The organism is Clostridium hydrogenum (assembly GCF_021432385.1).
Taxonomy (GTDB): Bacteria; Bacillota; Clostridia; order Clostridiales; family Clostridiaceae; genus Clostridium_S; species Clostridium_S hydrogenum.
On the sequence record NZ_JAEACT010000003.1, the window covers coordinates 1 to 15,806 of the forward strand.

At 28.0% G+C, this 15,806-nt stretch carries 14 protein-coding genes; 5 read left to right on the forward strand and 9 right to left on the reverse strand.

The genetic code is table 11. From position 1 onward, the window contains the following. Positions 1 to 261 precede the first annotated feature (261 nt). Positions 262 to 1,182 (reverse strand): undecaprenyl-diphosphate phosphatase, encoded by a 921-nt coding sequence (locus CUEA01_RS13245; RefSeq protein ID WP_234122173.1) that lies wholly within the window; start codon positions 1,180 to 1,182, stop codon positions 262 to 264. A gap of 238 nt (positions 1,183 to 1,420) precedes the next feature. On the opposite strand from CUEA01_RS13245, the gene CUEA01_RS13250 reads away from it, so the two are divergent. From CUEA01_RS13250 to CUEA01_RS13260, 3 genes are all read left to right on the forward strand, one after another. Beyond that, positions 1,421 to 2,353: a YitT family protein gene (locus CUEA01_RS13250; protein WP_234122174.1), complete on the forward strand. Its 933-nt coding sequence runs from the start codon at positions 1,421 to 1,423 to the stop codon at positions 2,351 to 2,353. A gap of 92 nt (positions 2,354 to 2,445) precedes the next feature. Further along, positions 2,446 to 3,801 (forward strand): MurT ligase domain-containing protein, encoded by a 1,356-nt coding sequence (locus CUEA01_RS13255; protein WP_234122175.1) that lies wholly within the window; start codon positions 2,446 to 2,448, stop codon positions 3,799 to 3,801. A gap of 14 nt (positions 3,802 to 3,815) precedes the next feature. Then, positions 3,816 to 4,541 carry a type 1 glutamine amidotransferase gene (locus CUEA01_RS13260; protein WP_234122176.1) on the forward strand — a complete coding sequence of 242 codons (726 nt, stop codon included), beginning with the start codon at positions 3,816 to 3,818 and terminating at the stop codon, positions 4,539 to 4,541. Between the two features lie 40 nt (positions 4,542 to 4,581). On the opposite strand, the gene CUEA01_RS13265 is transcribed toward CUEA01_RS13260, so the two are convergent. From CUEA01_RS13265 to CUEA01_RS13285, 5 genes are all read right to left on the reverse strand, one after another. Continuing rightward, entirely contained in the window at positions 4,582 to 5,349 is a 768-nt protein-coding gene (locus CUEA01_RS13265) for a polysaccharide deacetylase family protein (protein WP_234122177.1), read from the reverse strand. A gap of 110 nt (positions 5,350 to 5,459) precedes the next feature. Next, entirely contained in the window at positions 5,460 to 8,057 is a 2,598-nt protein-coding gene (clpB, locus tag CUEA01_RS13270) for an ATP-dependent chaperone ClpB (RefSeq protein WP_234122178.1), read from the reverse strand. Positions 8,058 to 8,076: 19 nt separating this feature from the next. Next, the gene (locus CUEA01_RS13275) at positions 8,077 to 9,336 is read right to left on the reverse strand and encodes a helix-turn-helix domain-containing protein (protein ID WP_234122179.1); all 1,260 of its coding nucleotides are present in this window, start codon (positions 9,334 to 9,336) and stop codon (positions 8,077 to 8,079) included. Positions 9,337 to 9,356: 20 nt separating this feature from the next. Further along, positions 9,357 to 10,661, reverse strand: coding sequence for a helix-turn-helix domain-containing protein (locus tag CUEA01_RS13280; RefSeq protein WP_234122180.1), 1,305 nt, complete (start codon positions 10,659 to 10,661; stop codon positions 9,357 to 9,359). Positions 10,662 to 10,855: 194 nt separating this feature from the next. After that, positions 10,856 to 11,026 (reverse strand): YtxH domain-containing protein, encoded by a 171-nt coding sequence (locus CUEA01_RS13285; RefSeq protein ID WP_234122181.1) that lies wholly within the window; start codon positions 11,024 to 11,026, stop codon positions 10,856 to 10,858. Between the two features lie 231 nt (positions 11,027 to 11,257). Between CUEA01_RS13285 and CUEA01_RS13290 the strand changes: the two genes are divergently transcribed. Continuing rightward, positions 11,258 to 12,994 (forward strand): ATP-dependent metallopeptidase FtsH/Yme1/Tma family protein, encoded by a 1,737-nt coding sequence (locus CUEA01_RS13290; protein WP_234122182.1) that lies wholly within the window; start codon positions 11,258 to 11,260, stop codon positions 12,992 to 12,994. Between the two features lie 325 nt (positions 12,995 to 13,319). Here the strand turns inward: CUEA01_RS13290 and CUEA01_RS13295 are convergent, their stop codons facing one another. Next, complete coding sequence (locus tag CUEA01_RS13295) at positions 13,320 to 14,309, reverse strand: rhomboid family intramembrane serine protease (protein WP_234122183.1); 990 nt, start codon at positions 14,307 to 14,309, stop codon at positions 13,320 to 13,322. Next, the gene (locus CUEA01_RS13300; protein ID WP_234122184.1) at positions 14,309 to 14,707 is read right to left on the reverse strand and encodes a DUF6762 family protein; all 399 of its coding nucleotides are present in this window, start codon (positions 14,705 to 14,707) and stop codon (positions 14,309 to 14,311) included. Before CUEA01_RS13300 ends, CUEA01_RS13295 begins: the two co-directional genes overlap by 1 nt. A 211-nt stretch (positions 14,708 to 14,918) precedes the next feature. Between CUEA01_RS13300 and CUEA01_RS13305 the strand changes: the two genes are divergently transcribed. Beyond that, positions 14,919 to 15,269 (forward strand): hypothetical protein, encoded by a 351-nt coding sequence (locus CUEA01_RS13305; RefSeq protein WP_234122185.1) that lies wholly within the window; start codon positions 14,919 to 14,921, stop codon positions 15,267 to 15,269. A 4-nt stretch (positions 15,270 to 15,273) separates the two neighbouring features. Here CUEA01_RS13305 and CUEA01_RS13310 read toward each other — a convergent pair whose 3' ends face one another. Then, on the reverse strand, positions 15,274 to 15,705 hold the full coding sequence (locus CUEA01_RS13310) for a Fur family transcriptional regulator (RefSeq protein ID WP_234122186.1): 432 nt from the start codon (positions 15,703 to 15,705) through the stop codon (positions 15,274 to 15,276). Positions 15,706 to 15,806: the final 101 nt, after the last annotated feature.

Sequence of the window (15,806 nt, forward strand, 5' to 3'; positions counted from 1 at the left end):
ATGATTTACCTTTCCTTACGTCAGGTAAATCTTAAACTTAAATGTTGTCAGCTTCGCTGAACAATATTGATAATATAGCGATTGCGTAAGCAATCAAAAAATAAGTTATAAGATTTTCTGTAGCAAGGCGGAAGAAAATCATCATTCACTGTACTCTGTACTCTGTCAGTTGTACTCTGAATGGTGGTTCTCATTATTTAAAATTTCCGTTTCAATAATTATAATAACAACATCTACAACGTCCTTCATTTCATATCGGTTTTATATTAAATTTGCAAATGCCAATATTAAAACTAATATTCCTACCGCTAATCTATACACAGCAAAAATTCTCATAGGCTTTTTCTTTAGGAAACTTACAAATCCATCAACTACAAATAAAGCAACTATGAAAGCTGTTAAAAATCCTATTCCGAGTCCTATTATTTGTATACTTGAAAGCACAATTTTACTTTTAATAAGTGAAAGTCCTGATGCCCCAATCATCATTGGTATAGCAAGGAAAAACGAGAATTCTGCTCCTGCCACTGTTGATAATCCAACTATCCAGGCACCTATAATTGTTGATGCTGATCTAGACATACCAGGCCATAAAGCCAAACATTGAAAACAACCAATTATAATTGCTTGCTTTAGAGTTACATCATCAACACTTTTAATTGTTGCTTTTTTTCTAAATTTATTTTCTGCATATATCATCCAAATAGCTCCAACAATTAAAGCAGCTGCAACTGGTTTCGGATAAAATAATACTTTCTCAATTTTATGTTGAAATGGAAATCCAATTAATACAGCTGGTATACATGCAACTACAATATTAATCCAAAATTTAAATCCTGCTTTTGTTTTGTATCCTCTTGAAAAAAATTCTCCTATTACAGCAACTCCAGATTTTTCATGTTTTTTCATAGAAGGCCATAAATTTGATGGTTTAAGTGTTGATATTATTTTATTCCAATAAAGTACAACAATCGCTAATATTGCACCAAGTTGTATTACTACTTCAAACATATCAATAAAGCCTTTACTATATAATAGTGTAGGTTTTATACCTTCTTTAAACCCTATAAGACTTCCAGCTATAATCATATGTCCTGTAGACGAAACTGGCAAAAATTCAGTTATACCTTCAATAATACCTTCGAATATTATCTTAAATATAAAAATTAAATTTATGTACATTTATAATACCTTCCCCCTTAAATTATATCTCATAACTCATAATTATAAATTTAATTATAAATTAAACGCATGACAAATTTAATTATACTATATAACTCAATACATTCAATATATTAATATTAAAATTAATAAAATAGTAACCTTTTATAATTAAACTTAAAGTTGCAGTACATTCATTATTATGTTAGTATTTCATAGGTAAATTTAACTTTATATAAAACTTAAGGAGTTGAAACCTATGAAAAGGACATATTCTATAAGAAAAATTTTTTCGCACTTTTCAATACTATTTAAACTAAAAAATAAAATTAGCCTTTCTGTAAAATTGGAACGTTATCTACTTTTATTTGTAGGATGTATTTTATTTTCCGTTTATGCCAGCATACTACTAACACCTTCAAAAATAGGAACTGGAGGTATTTTGGGTATATGCTTATGTTTAAACAAACTTTTTAATTTTAAAATTGGTATTTCTACCATACTATTAAACATACCACTATTTTTATTTGGTTTTAGGCTACTTGGAAGAAATTTTGCAATAAAAAGCGGAATAATTGTTATTGTTTCATCCTTTTTAATAGATTTCATGAATTCACATTTCTCCAGTTACCACTTCATACCAGTTTCTGACAAACTTACTTCTGCTATATTTTGTGGTGTTGTTTCAGGTATAGGCATGTCTATGATTTTTATGGGTGGTGGATCAACAGGAGGATTAGATATATCTGCCAAAATGGTAAGGAATAATTTAAAATCTGTACCACTTTCAAAAATTATGTTATGTCAGGATATCTTTGTATACATATTCGTAGGATTTGTTTTGGGTCCTCAATCCGTACTCTATGCACTAATTATGAGTTTTATACGTTCCAAAACAATAGATGCCGTACAGGAAGGCTTCTCATCATCAAGGCAATGTTTTATAATCTGTAACAATTCTGAAGCCATAATAAAAGCTGTAAATGATAGGCTTAATAGAGGTGTAACTCTTGTAAATGCTGTAGGTGGATATTCTCATACAGAAAAGAAATTTTTATATGTAGTAATTCAAAAGTACCAATTATCTATACTTAGAACAGTTATTAAAGATGTAGAGCCAACGGCTTTTGTAACTGTATCCCCTGTAAATGATATTTTAGGAAATTATAAGCGAAATACTCTTTCAGTTTAATTTTAATTAAGATATCTCATACATTTTTTACATAATAATAACTATATAGATGTAAATATAAAAAATATGTATTATAATAATAGACATCGGAGGTGTTCAAAATTAATATTAAAAGTTTCTTTAGCATTATTATATCAAAATCAATTATTAAATTATCAAAACTTCTATTTAAAGGTGGTACAAACTTTCCTGGAAAAGTAGCCTTAAAGTTAGATAAGAAAATTCTTTTAACGGTCACAAAAGGCTATAACGTAGTTTTCATAACAGGAACAAATGGAAAAACGACAACTACAAATTTAATCTACAGCATACTAAAAAATGCTGGCAAGAATGTTATAACAAACAATACAGGAGCAAACTTAAAACCAGGTATAACCTCTTGCTTTATAGAACATTTTTCTTTCAAAAATACCACAGATAAATATGCTGTGATAGAAATAGATGAAGCGAACTTAAAATTTTTAACGGAATTTGTAAATCCAAAGGCGATTGTAATAACAAATCTTTTTAGAGATCAGCTTGATAGGTACGGCGAGGTTTATACTACTCTTTCAAAAATAATGGAAGGCGTAACAAAAGTTCCTGATGCTGACTTAATTTTAAATGGAGATGAGTCTTTACTTGGAGATTTAGATGTTCCAAATAAAAAAATATATTATGGTTTTGATTCTCCAATTAACTCAAATAATAAGATTAATATAAATGCTGACGCTAAGTTTTGTAAAAAATGCAAGCATCCATATAAGTATGAATTTGTTACTTATAATCATTTAGGAAAATTCTATTGTGAACATTGTGGTTATAAAAGGCCAACTTTGGATTATTATATAGACAATATTAAAGATTTGGATCCTTCTGGTTCTTCAATATCAATTAACGGAAGTGATTGCTACTTAAATCAACCTGGCGCATATAACATATATAATGGTCTGTGCGCATACTCAGTTGCAAAAACATTAGGAATAAACAATGAAATTATATTTAATTCATTAAAGAGTTCAAAAAGCAGCTTTGGTAGACAAGAATCAATTTCTATAAACGGAAAAGAAGTTAAAATAATACTCGTAAAGAATCCAGCAGGCTATGATGAAGCTATAAAAACTATATCCCTTGATAAAAGAAATCTTGACTTAGCTGTTTTGCTAAACGACAATTACGCAGATGGACGTGATGTTTCATGGATTTGGGATGTAGATTTTGAAAATTTAGCTGACTTAAAATTAAATAAAATAATGGTTTCCGGTATAAGACGTTATGATATGGCTATAAGATTAAAAATAGCAGGTCTTAAAGATGAAAATTTCACACTTTCAGAAAACTTTGATAAACTTTTAGAAGAATTAAAGAATTGCAATGGTGAAATAATTTATGTACTTGCAACTTACACAGCTATGATAGACTTTAGAAAATTCTTATATTCAAATGGATTCATTAAAAAACTTTGGTAGTGAGGTGAATAATATTGGAACTTAACATATGCCACTTGTATCCAGACTTACTTAATGTTTATGGAGACATAGGAAATATTCGTATTTTAAAATATAGGGCTGAACAAAGAAATATAAAAGTAAATATATTTAATGTATCACTTAACGATAAATTTGAAAGTAGCAAATATGATATAGCTTTCTTTGGCGGCGGCCAAGATTATGAACAATCAATAGTTTCAGAGGATATAATTCAAACTAAAAAATTAGCTATGAGTGAATACATAAACAGCGGAAAGGTTTTTTTAGCAATTTGCGGCGGGTACCAACTTTTAGGGAAATACTATACAACACCTACTGGTGAAAAGCTGGATGGTCTTAATCTTTTAAACATATATACAGAACCTGGAGAAACTAGATTTATAGGAAATACCGTTATTAAAAATGAAGATTTTGCTGAAATTTATGTTGGATTTGAAAACCATTCTGGTAGAACCTATATTAATGATTTAAAGCCTTTCGGTAAAGTAATAAAAGGCTTTGGAAATAATGGCTCTGACGGTTATGAAGGTTGTATTTATAAAAATACCTTTTGTACTTATTTCCATGGTTCTCTTTTATCTAAAAACCCAGAACTTGCTGATAGACTTATAAAAACTGCCCTTGAAAATAAATATGGTACCATAGATCTTGAGCCTTTAGATGATTCCCTTGAAACAAAGGCAAAAGAATTTATAGTTAATAGAGAAACTCATAAATAATAGAAAAAATGCAGGAAAACAAAACACCGTTTTCCTGCATTTAATCTATTTTTTGTTTTCTGTTTATGACCCTTATTCTAATGAGCTCATCTTTTTCCGCATCGCTTATTTCATCAAAGGTTTTAAATGTATACCCTTTATCTTTCACATATTTGATTATTTCATCAAGTGATTCTACAGTAGTTTTTTTATAATATGCATCGTGCATTAATATTACTGCAATTTTTTTATCAGTGCACTGCTCTTTAACATTATTTATTATTTTATCCCTAGGCACATAATGTGCAGTAGCATCTCCTGAGCTTACATTCCAATCTACATAATATCTTCCTTGTTTAATAATATCATTTCTTATATCTCTTAATACATATCTATTAGAGACTAGGTTATCTGAACCTCCAGGAACTCTTACATAAACAAATTTCTTTTTTCCTGTATATTTCTCTATAGTATTAATACACTTAGTTAAATCATTTTCATAGTCATTTAACGTCTTAAATATTTTATATTCATGTGAATATGTATGAGGCATTATGCACATTCCACTACTTACAAGTTCCTTCATTGCTTTAGGATTTTCATCTGCTTTCTGACCAACTATAAAAAAAGTGGCTTTTATATTATTTTTTTTTAATATATCTATTATTTTTTGAGTATTATTTATACAAGGACCATCATCAAAAGTTAAAAAAGCAATTTTCTTCTCTTTTTCATTGTCAGCTAATGCATTAACTGCTTCTGTGTTAAAAAAATTACTGCACAAAAAAACAATTAGTACTGCAATACATATTTTTCTTCTTATGTTCATAACCTGCACCATCCTTTGTTTTTTTATTCCTATATCTATGTTATGCTTTTTATCAAAAAAAATAGAAGGTAATTTAAGTTACCTTCTACATAATATTCATTATTTTGAAATTAGCCTTTTTGCACGGATAAATTTCCTTCTTTTTCATCTACAATTATATCAATGCCATCATAAAATTCTCCACTAATTAATTTTTTAGCTATTGCTGTTTCAATAGTATTTTCTATATATCTTCTAAGCGGTCTTGCTCCATACACTGGATCATATGCTTCATCTGACATAAGCTTTTTAGCATTTTCAGTTACAATTAATTTTATATTTTTTTCTTTTAATCTATTTATTATATCCTGTAAAAAAATATCTATTATCTTAGTAATTTCATTGCTTGATAAAGGTTTAAACATAATTATATCATCTAATCTATTTAAAAATTCAGGTTTAAACCTACTTTTTAATTCTTGCATTACTCTAGCTTTTATTTCCGCATCCACAGAAGAACTATCACTATTATTCAAAAGATAGCTGCTTCCAATATTAGAGGTCATAATTATTATGCAGTTTTTAAAATCTATAACTTTACCTTTATTATCTGTAAGTCTTCCATCATCTAAAATTTGAAGAAATATATTAAACACATCATCATGGGCCTTCTCTATTTCATCAAATAATATTACACTATATGGTTTTCTTCTTACAGCCTCAGTTAGCTGACCACCTTCTTCATATCCAACATATCCCGGAGGTGCTCCTATAAGTCTAGATACCGAATACTTTTCCATATATTCTGACATATCTATTCTTATTATATTTTCCTCACTATCAAAAAGTGTTCTAGCTAGTGTCTTTGCAAGTTCCGTTTTTCCAACACCAGTAGGCCCTAAGAAAATAAAAGATCCAATAGGCCTTCTTATATCTTTAAGTCCAGCTCTAGCCCTTATTACTGCATTTGAAACAGAAGTAACAGCTTCATCTTGACCTATTACTCTTTTCTTAAGTTCGCTTTCAAGTCTTACTAATTTTTTTCTTTCTCCCTCAACGAGCCTTGACACTGGTATACCAGTCCACTTAGAAACTATTTGTGATATTTCTTCTTCCGTAACTTCTTCCTTTAGCATTGCACTTTCATTTTTTTCTTTTATAATATTTTCTTTCTCATCAATTTGCTTCTCTAAAGTTGGTACCTCTCCATATTTAAGCTGCGCTGCTTTATTTAAATCGTATTCTCTTTCTGCCTTTTCAATTTGTCCTCTTAAATCATCTAACTTTGTTTTAAGCTCTTTTATTTCTTGTATTTGATTTTTCTCTTTTTCATATTTAACTGTCATAGCTTTGTCTTTTTCTTTTAGATCACCTAATTCTTTTTCTAAAATTTCAAGTCTAGCCTTTGATGCAGCATCTTTTTCCTTTAAGAGAGCTTCTTTTTCTATCTCAAGTTGAAATATTTTTCTTTTAAGTACGTCAAGTTCAGTAGGCATGCTATCTATTTCCATCCTAATCATAGCGCCTGCTTCATCAATCAAATCTATTGCTTTATCTGGCAGATACCTATCCGTAATATACCTATCCGAGAGCTTAGCTGCTGCTATTATTGCACTATCATGTATTCTAATACCATGATGTATTTCAAATCTTTCCTTAAGTCCCCTTAATATTGATATAGCATCTTCTACAGTTGGCTCATCAACAATTACAGGTTGGAACCTTCTTTCAAGTGCTTTATCCTTTTCAATATATTTTCTATATTCATCAAAGGTTGTAGCTCCAACACAGTGAAGTTCTCCCCTTGCAAGCATAGGTTTTATTAAATTTCCAGCATCCATTGCCCCATCCGTTTTACCAGCACCAACTATTGTGTGAATTTCATCTATGAAAAGAATTATTTTTCCTTCACTTTTTTGAACTTCTTTAAGAACTGCTTTTAATCTTTCTTCAAATTCTCCTCTATACTTTGCCCCTGCGATAAGTGATCCCATATCTAGTGAAAATACAATTTTATCTTTAAGTCCCTCTGGAACATCACCTCTAACAATTCTTTCAGCAAGGCCCTCAACTATTGCGGTTTTTCCAACACCAGGCTCACCTATTAGTACTGGATTGTTTTTAGTTCTTCTAGATATTATTCTAATAACCCTTCTTATTTCCTCATCTCTTCCTATAACTGGATCAAGCTTATGCTTCTTTGCTTCTTCTACAAGGTTTCTTCCATATTTCTTTAGTGCATCGTAAGTTCCCTCTGGATCATTGGTATCGACTCTTTGATTTCCTCTTATAGTTGCTAGTGCACTTAAAAAAGCTTTTTTATCAACATTATTGTTTTTTAATATTTTCCCAACTGTAAAATTATCAACCTCCATAAGTGCTAAAACAACATGTTCCATACTTATATAGGAGTCTTTAAACTCTCCAGCCTTTTTTTCTGCGCAAACAAATACTTCTTCAAATTTTCTTGTCACATATAAAGATGAATTTCTAGCACCTTCACCTAATATCTTTGGCATTCTATCAAGTTCATTTTTAGTATCATCCTCAATAGATTTTAGATTAACTCCCATTTTTTCAAATATATTAGGTATAAGACCATCTTTTTGAGATATAATCGCCATAAAAAGGTGGATTGTATCAATTTGCTGATGATCATATGTTATAGCTACATTTTGAGCATCATTTATAGCCTCCTGAACCTTAACAGTTAATTTATCAACATTCATACTTCCACACTCCTTAAATTTATATTTTTTTACTTAAATTTATTGCTAGATTAAAATATTTTAAAGATTCTTTTGTATTTTTAAGCTTGTAATACATCTTACCCATTTCTAAATATCTATAATAAAGTTTTTTATTATCACCTAATTTAGACAAAAAATCTAGAGATAAATTCATATACATTTCAAAAGAAATTAAATTTTCATTCTTTTCAAAAATCTTAGCTTTCAAATAATATGCCTTTTCTATTATCAAATTATCACTTTGTTTTATAGCATAATCTAATATATCATCACATAATTCTTCGTATTTATTTATATCATCATCATTAATTAATTCACTTATATAATCTACCATAAAATGTGAATATACATTTCCTTCATCCTTTGGGCACAATTCTAGTGCTTCGCATAAATATTTCTTAAACTCATGAATTTTACCTTCTTTTAGCAATTCCAAACTGCAAATATATGTGTATTGAGCTTTTATCTTATTACTTAAATCATAATATTTCTTAGCTTCACTTTTTAATTCTTCATATTTTTCATTATCAGTTTTTAAGCATAAAAATGCGATTAGATTATATATATCTGCCTTATTACTATCTTTTTTAATAACAGGTATATAATCAAGTATCTTACTTGCAACATCAAGTGCCTTATCATAAAAATGTGCCATAACATAAGCTTCAGCCTCATAATAATAATTTTGTGCCATTAGTTCGTCCTTATTTGATGAACTAATTTCTTCTATACTCTTTTCTAAATTATTATAATGATTAGCAGCTTGAATATATTCACCACTTGCGAAAAGAAACCTTCCTACATCCATGCTATATTTAATTTCATTTTCATGCTTATCTATTTTTCTACATATTTCATAATACTCAGAAGTCAATCTCCTAGATGCATCAATATCACTTTTATCAATATGGTAATTAAATAGTAAATGCATAAATTCAAACGCCATATCATAATAGTTATATTCTTTAGAATAGTAAATATTATACTTTAAAAATTCTTCCTTATCTTTCTCTTCAATTTCTTTAAACTTATCCAAATTATGAAGAAATTGAGTCTTAACATCATATCTTAAGTAATCTTCGCTTACATCAAGTTTTTTAGTTAAAAACTCGATTATATAATCATCTGGAGCTATTTTACCATTTTCAATACAACTCATTTTAGAAACAGATATTTTATCATCACATATATCTTTTAGAGTTAATCTTTTATATATCCTTGCTCTTTTTATTTTTTCACCAACAGATAATATTTCCATATTCACACACACCTATCTGATTATAAGTCTTTTAGTATGCCTATGCTCTTAAATTTCTCTATCCCCTTATTTAGGTATTTTGCTGCTTCCACATCATTTCCATTATCAATATAATATTTTCCCATAATCAATGAAATTTCTGCTACTTCTTTATCTAAATCTAAGTTTTCTGCATACCTTAAAGCCATAAACAGTGTATTTTCTACCTCTTTAAAGTTTTTATTCATTAATTCTACTCTATAAGTAAGCATATAGAATTTAAGCATATCAACATAATTACTACTTTCTAAGTTATCGCTTATTTCTTGTAATATTTTTCTGCAATTTTCTGTATCCTTAAGCTTAATATAATTATCACAAATATTTCCTAATGTTTCTATTAATTGATGTCCCTTATATTTGTTTCTTATTTCTTTAGCTCTTTCAAGATGAACAAATGACTCTTCAATATTTTCAAATTCATAAAATAATTTTCCAAGATTATTTTCTATTTCTCCCACTATATTTATTTCTTCATTTTCTTTAAAAACTTTTAAAGATTTCTTAGAATACATTATTGCATTATCTATATCACCTTTTTTACCATATTCCTTTGATAAAAGTAGAAGGGTTTTAGCATATTCCCTTTTATTCTCAAGTTGAGTAAACTTTTGCTTTGCCAGCATACAGTAGCTAATAGATTTATCTAATTCATTCATTTTAAAATAAATCCATGACATTGAATAATATATCTGTCCTATTAAAAAATCATTACTTATATTATTATCCAAAAAAACTCTTTCTGCCTGTTCAAAATAACTGGATGAGGAATTATATGCTTTAAGATCCAATGCTATTTTACCAATCTTTATAAATGTATTTACAACTTCTTCATGGCAATTTAATTTAATAAATATAACATTAGATGATAAAAAATATTGCTGTGCTAATCCTAACTCATTTTTTTTCATATTTATGCAACCATGCAAATATAGTATTTTAGCTTTTCTATATTCTATTTTAAAGTTTTCTGTATAATACATTGCTTTTTCTAAATATTTTTCTGCTTCCTCAATTTCGTCATTTAATACATACGCTTCAGCAGTATTCTCATAATATGCACATATCTTTTCAGCTTGAGTTTCTTCTGTCTCCATTAAATACTCTACTGAAGTATTAAGCGTATTTGCAAGGTACTCAAGTAAATCCATACTTGGATTTGACTTGCCAGACTCAACAAGACTTATCTGTCCTGGTGTTATTCTATCCCCTGCTAAATCTTTTAATGTCATTCCTAATTCTTTTCTTCTAGTTTTAATTTTTTCTCCTAAAGACAGTATCTCCATGTTTATCTCCCTCTACCTAGATATATGTTATTAATCGCAAAAGTTTTTGTTAAATATTCCTAAATTGTATATATATCTCTTATTTTTTTTATTCTTTTATTTAATTATAACATATTTTTTTATCTGCTTCCAAAAAATTATATTTTTTTTTTAATTAAAATAAAAAAAAGACCGGATATTTCTATCCGATCTTTTTACCTATTCCAACTTTTTACTGAGTCCATTAGATCCTCTGCCGTATTTCTAATCATTCTACCTGATTTAGTAAATTTTCTTTTTGTACTCCAACTTAGTTGAGGAGCTATAATCATACTAGCTACTGCTCCAATTACAGCTCCTGTTGTCATTCCCCTTAAAAATTTCATATAAACTCACTCCTAACACATATTTTTTTAATTCAACTCCAAATATATGTTATGCATTTTTTTATTTATTAAACATAATTTATAATTTTTTCATCAATATCTTTATAAAGTTCTTTATACAAATGAAGTGGTTGTTAATTAAATACATTCATAACTCCACTTCCCAATAGACATTAATTATTTATAGTATATAATGTATTATGTAAACTAATTTGATACGGAGGTATACTGATGAAAAACCTAAAAAATAAACATATCTTCATTCCGATTATCGTTTCAGTATTTTCTATTATTTTAATGATAGTTTCAAATTATTATTCAAAAAGTAATAATTATGTTCTCTATACAAATTTTGAAAAAGACATATTGCAAAAAAAAATATCTACTGTATATTTAACTAACTCTGAATCCATAAACGTAAAGCTAAAAAATGGTTCAATATACACAACAGATAATCCTCGCACAAATGATTTTAAAGAAAATTTACTTAAAAATGGAATAAAAGTTTCTGAACAAGCTCCTGTATACTTAGGCGATGTTATACCTGCTGCCTTTTTATCTTTGTCTGTATTATATATTGTATTTATTTCTTTAAAATCCTCTAAATTGTCATCAAAAAAAATGTTTGCGGTAGACGCTTTAGATACAGATGTTGTTAAAGATATAGGTATAAATTTTGAAAATGTTGCTGGAAATGAAGAAGCAAAGGAAAGTGTTAAGGATGTCATTGATTTCTTAAAAAATCCAGAAAAATATCATTCCTATGGTGCAAGGATGCCAAAAGGTATAATACTCTATGGGGAACCTGGTACAGGTAAAACCCTCCTTGCAAAAGCTGTAGCTGGTGAAGCTAATGTTCCTTTTTATGCTATGTCTGGTTCGGATTTTGTCCAAGTTTATGTTGGTGTTGGTGCAAGCAGAATAAGGCAGCTCTTTAAAAAAGCTAGAAACCATGGTCGTGCTGTTATATTTATAGATGAAATAGATGCAATCGGCAAAAAGCGAAATGGAAAAGCTGGTGGTTCTGAAGAAAGAGATCAAACTTTAAATGCCCTTTTAACTGAAATGTCAGGTTTTAATGAAAAACAAGGTATAGTTGTAATTGCAGCTACAAATAGACTTGATGTTCTTGATTCTGCACTTCTAAGACCAGGTAGATTCGATAGGCATATAGAAGTAAACTTACCTGACATAGCTGCTAGAAAAAAAATATTATCTCTGCACTTGCAAAATAAACCTATAAAAGACATTGATATTGATGATTTATCAAGAAAAACATCTTATTTCTCTGGTGCGAAATTAGAAAATCTTGTTAATGAAGCTGCTATCCTCGCTTGTAAAGATAATAGTAATTATATAGAAAACATTCATTTTCAAAAGGCTTTTTCAATAGTAGTTGCAGGGCATGAAAAAATAAATAGGGATCACATAAGCAGTAAAGATAGAAATATAACTGCATACCATGAAGCTGGACATGCTATTGTTTCCATGAAAATGCTTCCAGAGGATAAAATCTCCAAAGTAACTATAATTCCAAGCACTAAAGGAGCTGGAGGTTATACATTAAGTATTCCAGAAGATAAAATGTATCAAAATAAAGATTATATAACTAAAAGAATTATGGTAACATTAGGTGGACGTGCTGCTGAGGAAATTATATTTGGCAAAAACCACATTACAACTGGTGCTTACAGTGATTTAAAACAAAGTACAAAGATGATTACAAGTATGTTAACTCAATACGGTATGGGAACAAGTCTTGGGCTTTTAAATATTGAAGAGTTGTCTAGTATTGATCCTTCAGCTTCAAATTTAATACTTGAAGAGTGCAAAGATAAATTAAATGAAATTTATGAATCAACTAAAAAATTATTAATTGAAAATAAACATTTGTTAGAAACTATGTCAAATCGTCTTTTACAAGATGAAACTATTTATGATAAAGATATAGATGAAATGATATGTTAAGATATTAAAAATGGACCTTGAATATTAAATAAGCTATAGTGCTATTAAAAAATTATGAACCAATTAAATCAAAGTACAAAGTACAATGAAGGTTGATTTATCTTCCTTTCGTCAAATAAATCTTAAAACTAAAACATCATTAGCTTCGCTAAGCACCATATGTGGTGCGATTGCTTAAATAATAAGAAATAAGTTTTAAGATTTTCTGTAGTGGAACGGAAGAAAACCATCCTTCACTGTACTTTGTACTCTGTACTCTGTACTTTGAAAAAAGGTTCGCAATAATTTTAATTTGCAATTATAATTATTTATTACAATATTCTCTCTAAATTTTAGCCTTCTTGCTCCATAGGTTTCTTCCAAGCATTAATGAAATCAAGACTCCGCCTATGAAACCACCTATATGCGCAAATATATCTATATTAGGAACACTCATTGTTATAAATATGTTTAACACTATGACAGAAACTATATTAATAAGTAATTGCTTACCAATTTTATCTCTCATCATAAAACTAAATACAAAAACTGCTCCTAAAACTCCAAAAATAGCTCCTGATGCTCCAATTGATATTGCATCACTAAATAAAAAGCTAAACACAGAAGAAATTATACCAGATATCAGATAAATAGATAAATATTTAGCTTTACCATACACTTTTTCAACCATATATCCAACACAATAAAGAGAATACATATTTGATGCTATATGTAACAACCCACCATGAAGAAACATGCATGTAAATAATCTATAATATTGACCATTTAAAATCAATTCATTATTTTTTGCACCTAACCTATTTAAAACATTTATATCTATATCTATTGGGTTCCTTGATAATATTGCGCAAATAATATAAACAATCACATTTATTCCAATGAGCGTCCATGTTACTAAATACTTATTTTTTTCTGAATTATCTTGAATAAGGCTCATTGAATTTTGCAATATATCACCTATTTGCAAAATATCATTGTCACAATACAAAATTTCTCTTGTCTCTTTATCTATTACAATTAGCTTGCCTTTTCCTTTAAACTCTAAATGCTGCTGCCATACTGTTCTTTTTTCTACAAGCAAAACTTTTATTATAAAATCATCGTAAACATCACTTATATTTATATTTGAGCAAGATGAATTATCTATGTATTTAAAATCCTTTTCATGAGAAAAAATTATATAATGCTCAAAATCATTAACCTTGAATTTAGCAGTCCAAAATTGATGACTATATTCATGATTTTCAAATTCATTTAAAACACAGCCATATTTATTGCATAATTCTTCAATTAGATATTTTTCAAGTTTATCCATTAAATATACTCTTCCCTCTTACCTTCCATATCATCAAAAACTCTATTCATTTCATTTTTTATCAATGTACATAAACAATTTATTTTTTTGCCCATTTCATCGTGATCTTCTATAAAATCAAATTTAACAAGCCAAGTTGGGTTAAATTCATCGTCTACATCAGAAATTTCAAATCCATTTTTTGTAAAAATATCTTCGTTTATTAAATCATAACATGCAGCATATTGCCAATCCTCAACATCAATTTTTGTATCAAAAAAAACAGATACCTTTTCTCCATCATAATACATTTTAGTAATGAACTCAGCACCATCGTTAACATTATAACTTCCAATTTCTTTTTTAAAAACTTTTTTTTCCTTATCTACTTCCATTAAAACTAAAGCTGAAAAATCCAATTTTTAAACCTGCCTTTCACATTGCAATATTTTTACAAAAATTAGGAATATAATTTGAAATTTTTTACAATTAATTATATAATATAGATAGCCCTTTCAACTAACCAAATCAATTTGCATCATAATGCTCAGGGAATGTCATTTTGATACAAATAAATTTCAAGTTTCAAGGTAGTTATCTTTAATTTCTGAAATAAAGGTTGTGTATAAAATGCATAAAAAACTATATAAATATTTATTAATCCTATTAATTCTCTTCATAGCTGCTTTATATATTCATCACAAAATAATAATTGATAAATGCAGTGATATAACCTATGCTGCTGAACATTATGCAACATCCGGGCTTTTTAATAGTAATAAATTATATGAAGTTGATTCATATAACTTGAAATTTTCGGATAATCATACATCGATAATAATTGTCACTGGAATATCCAATAAAGTTCCTCATGAAATTGTAACTTATAAATTAACTATGATTAAAAATAGTTCTGGAATTTGGTCAGTTAAGGATTCAACAAAAATACCAACTGAAAATATAAATTCTGAAGATAATTAAGGCTTCATTTATCCTTTTTATTATTTTTCTTTCGAATGCATTCTTTACACAATGCCTTAAGTTTTAGTTCATGATCTACCAATACAAAGTCTGTTTTGTTTTTTATAAGTTCTTCAATTTGAGTCATTGGACAATCAATTTCTATTTGCTTATGGCAAACACAACATTTCAATATATGCTTATGATCATGTTCTTTTATCTTATAACTATATTTTCCGTCCCCTAAATCAATTTTATCCACTATATTATTTTGTTCAAACAAATCTATACTTCTATAAACCGTAGACAAATCTATATTTAATCCACAATCTTTACAATAATAGTATATATCATTTACACTTAAAGCATTTTTAGCTTTATTAAGTAACTCTAAAATTTTAATTCTACCCTTAGTGATTTTTATATTTTTACTTTGCAGATACTCTTTACAATCCATTTTATATTACACACCTTAATATAATTTTATAATTTCCATATAATTATAGCATAAATAGATTTATTTTTTCGTTTATATTTACAATTTTTTTTTTATAGTGT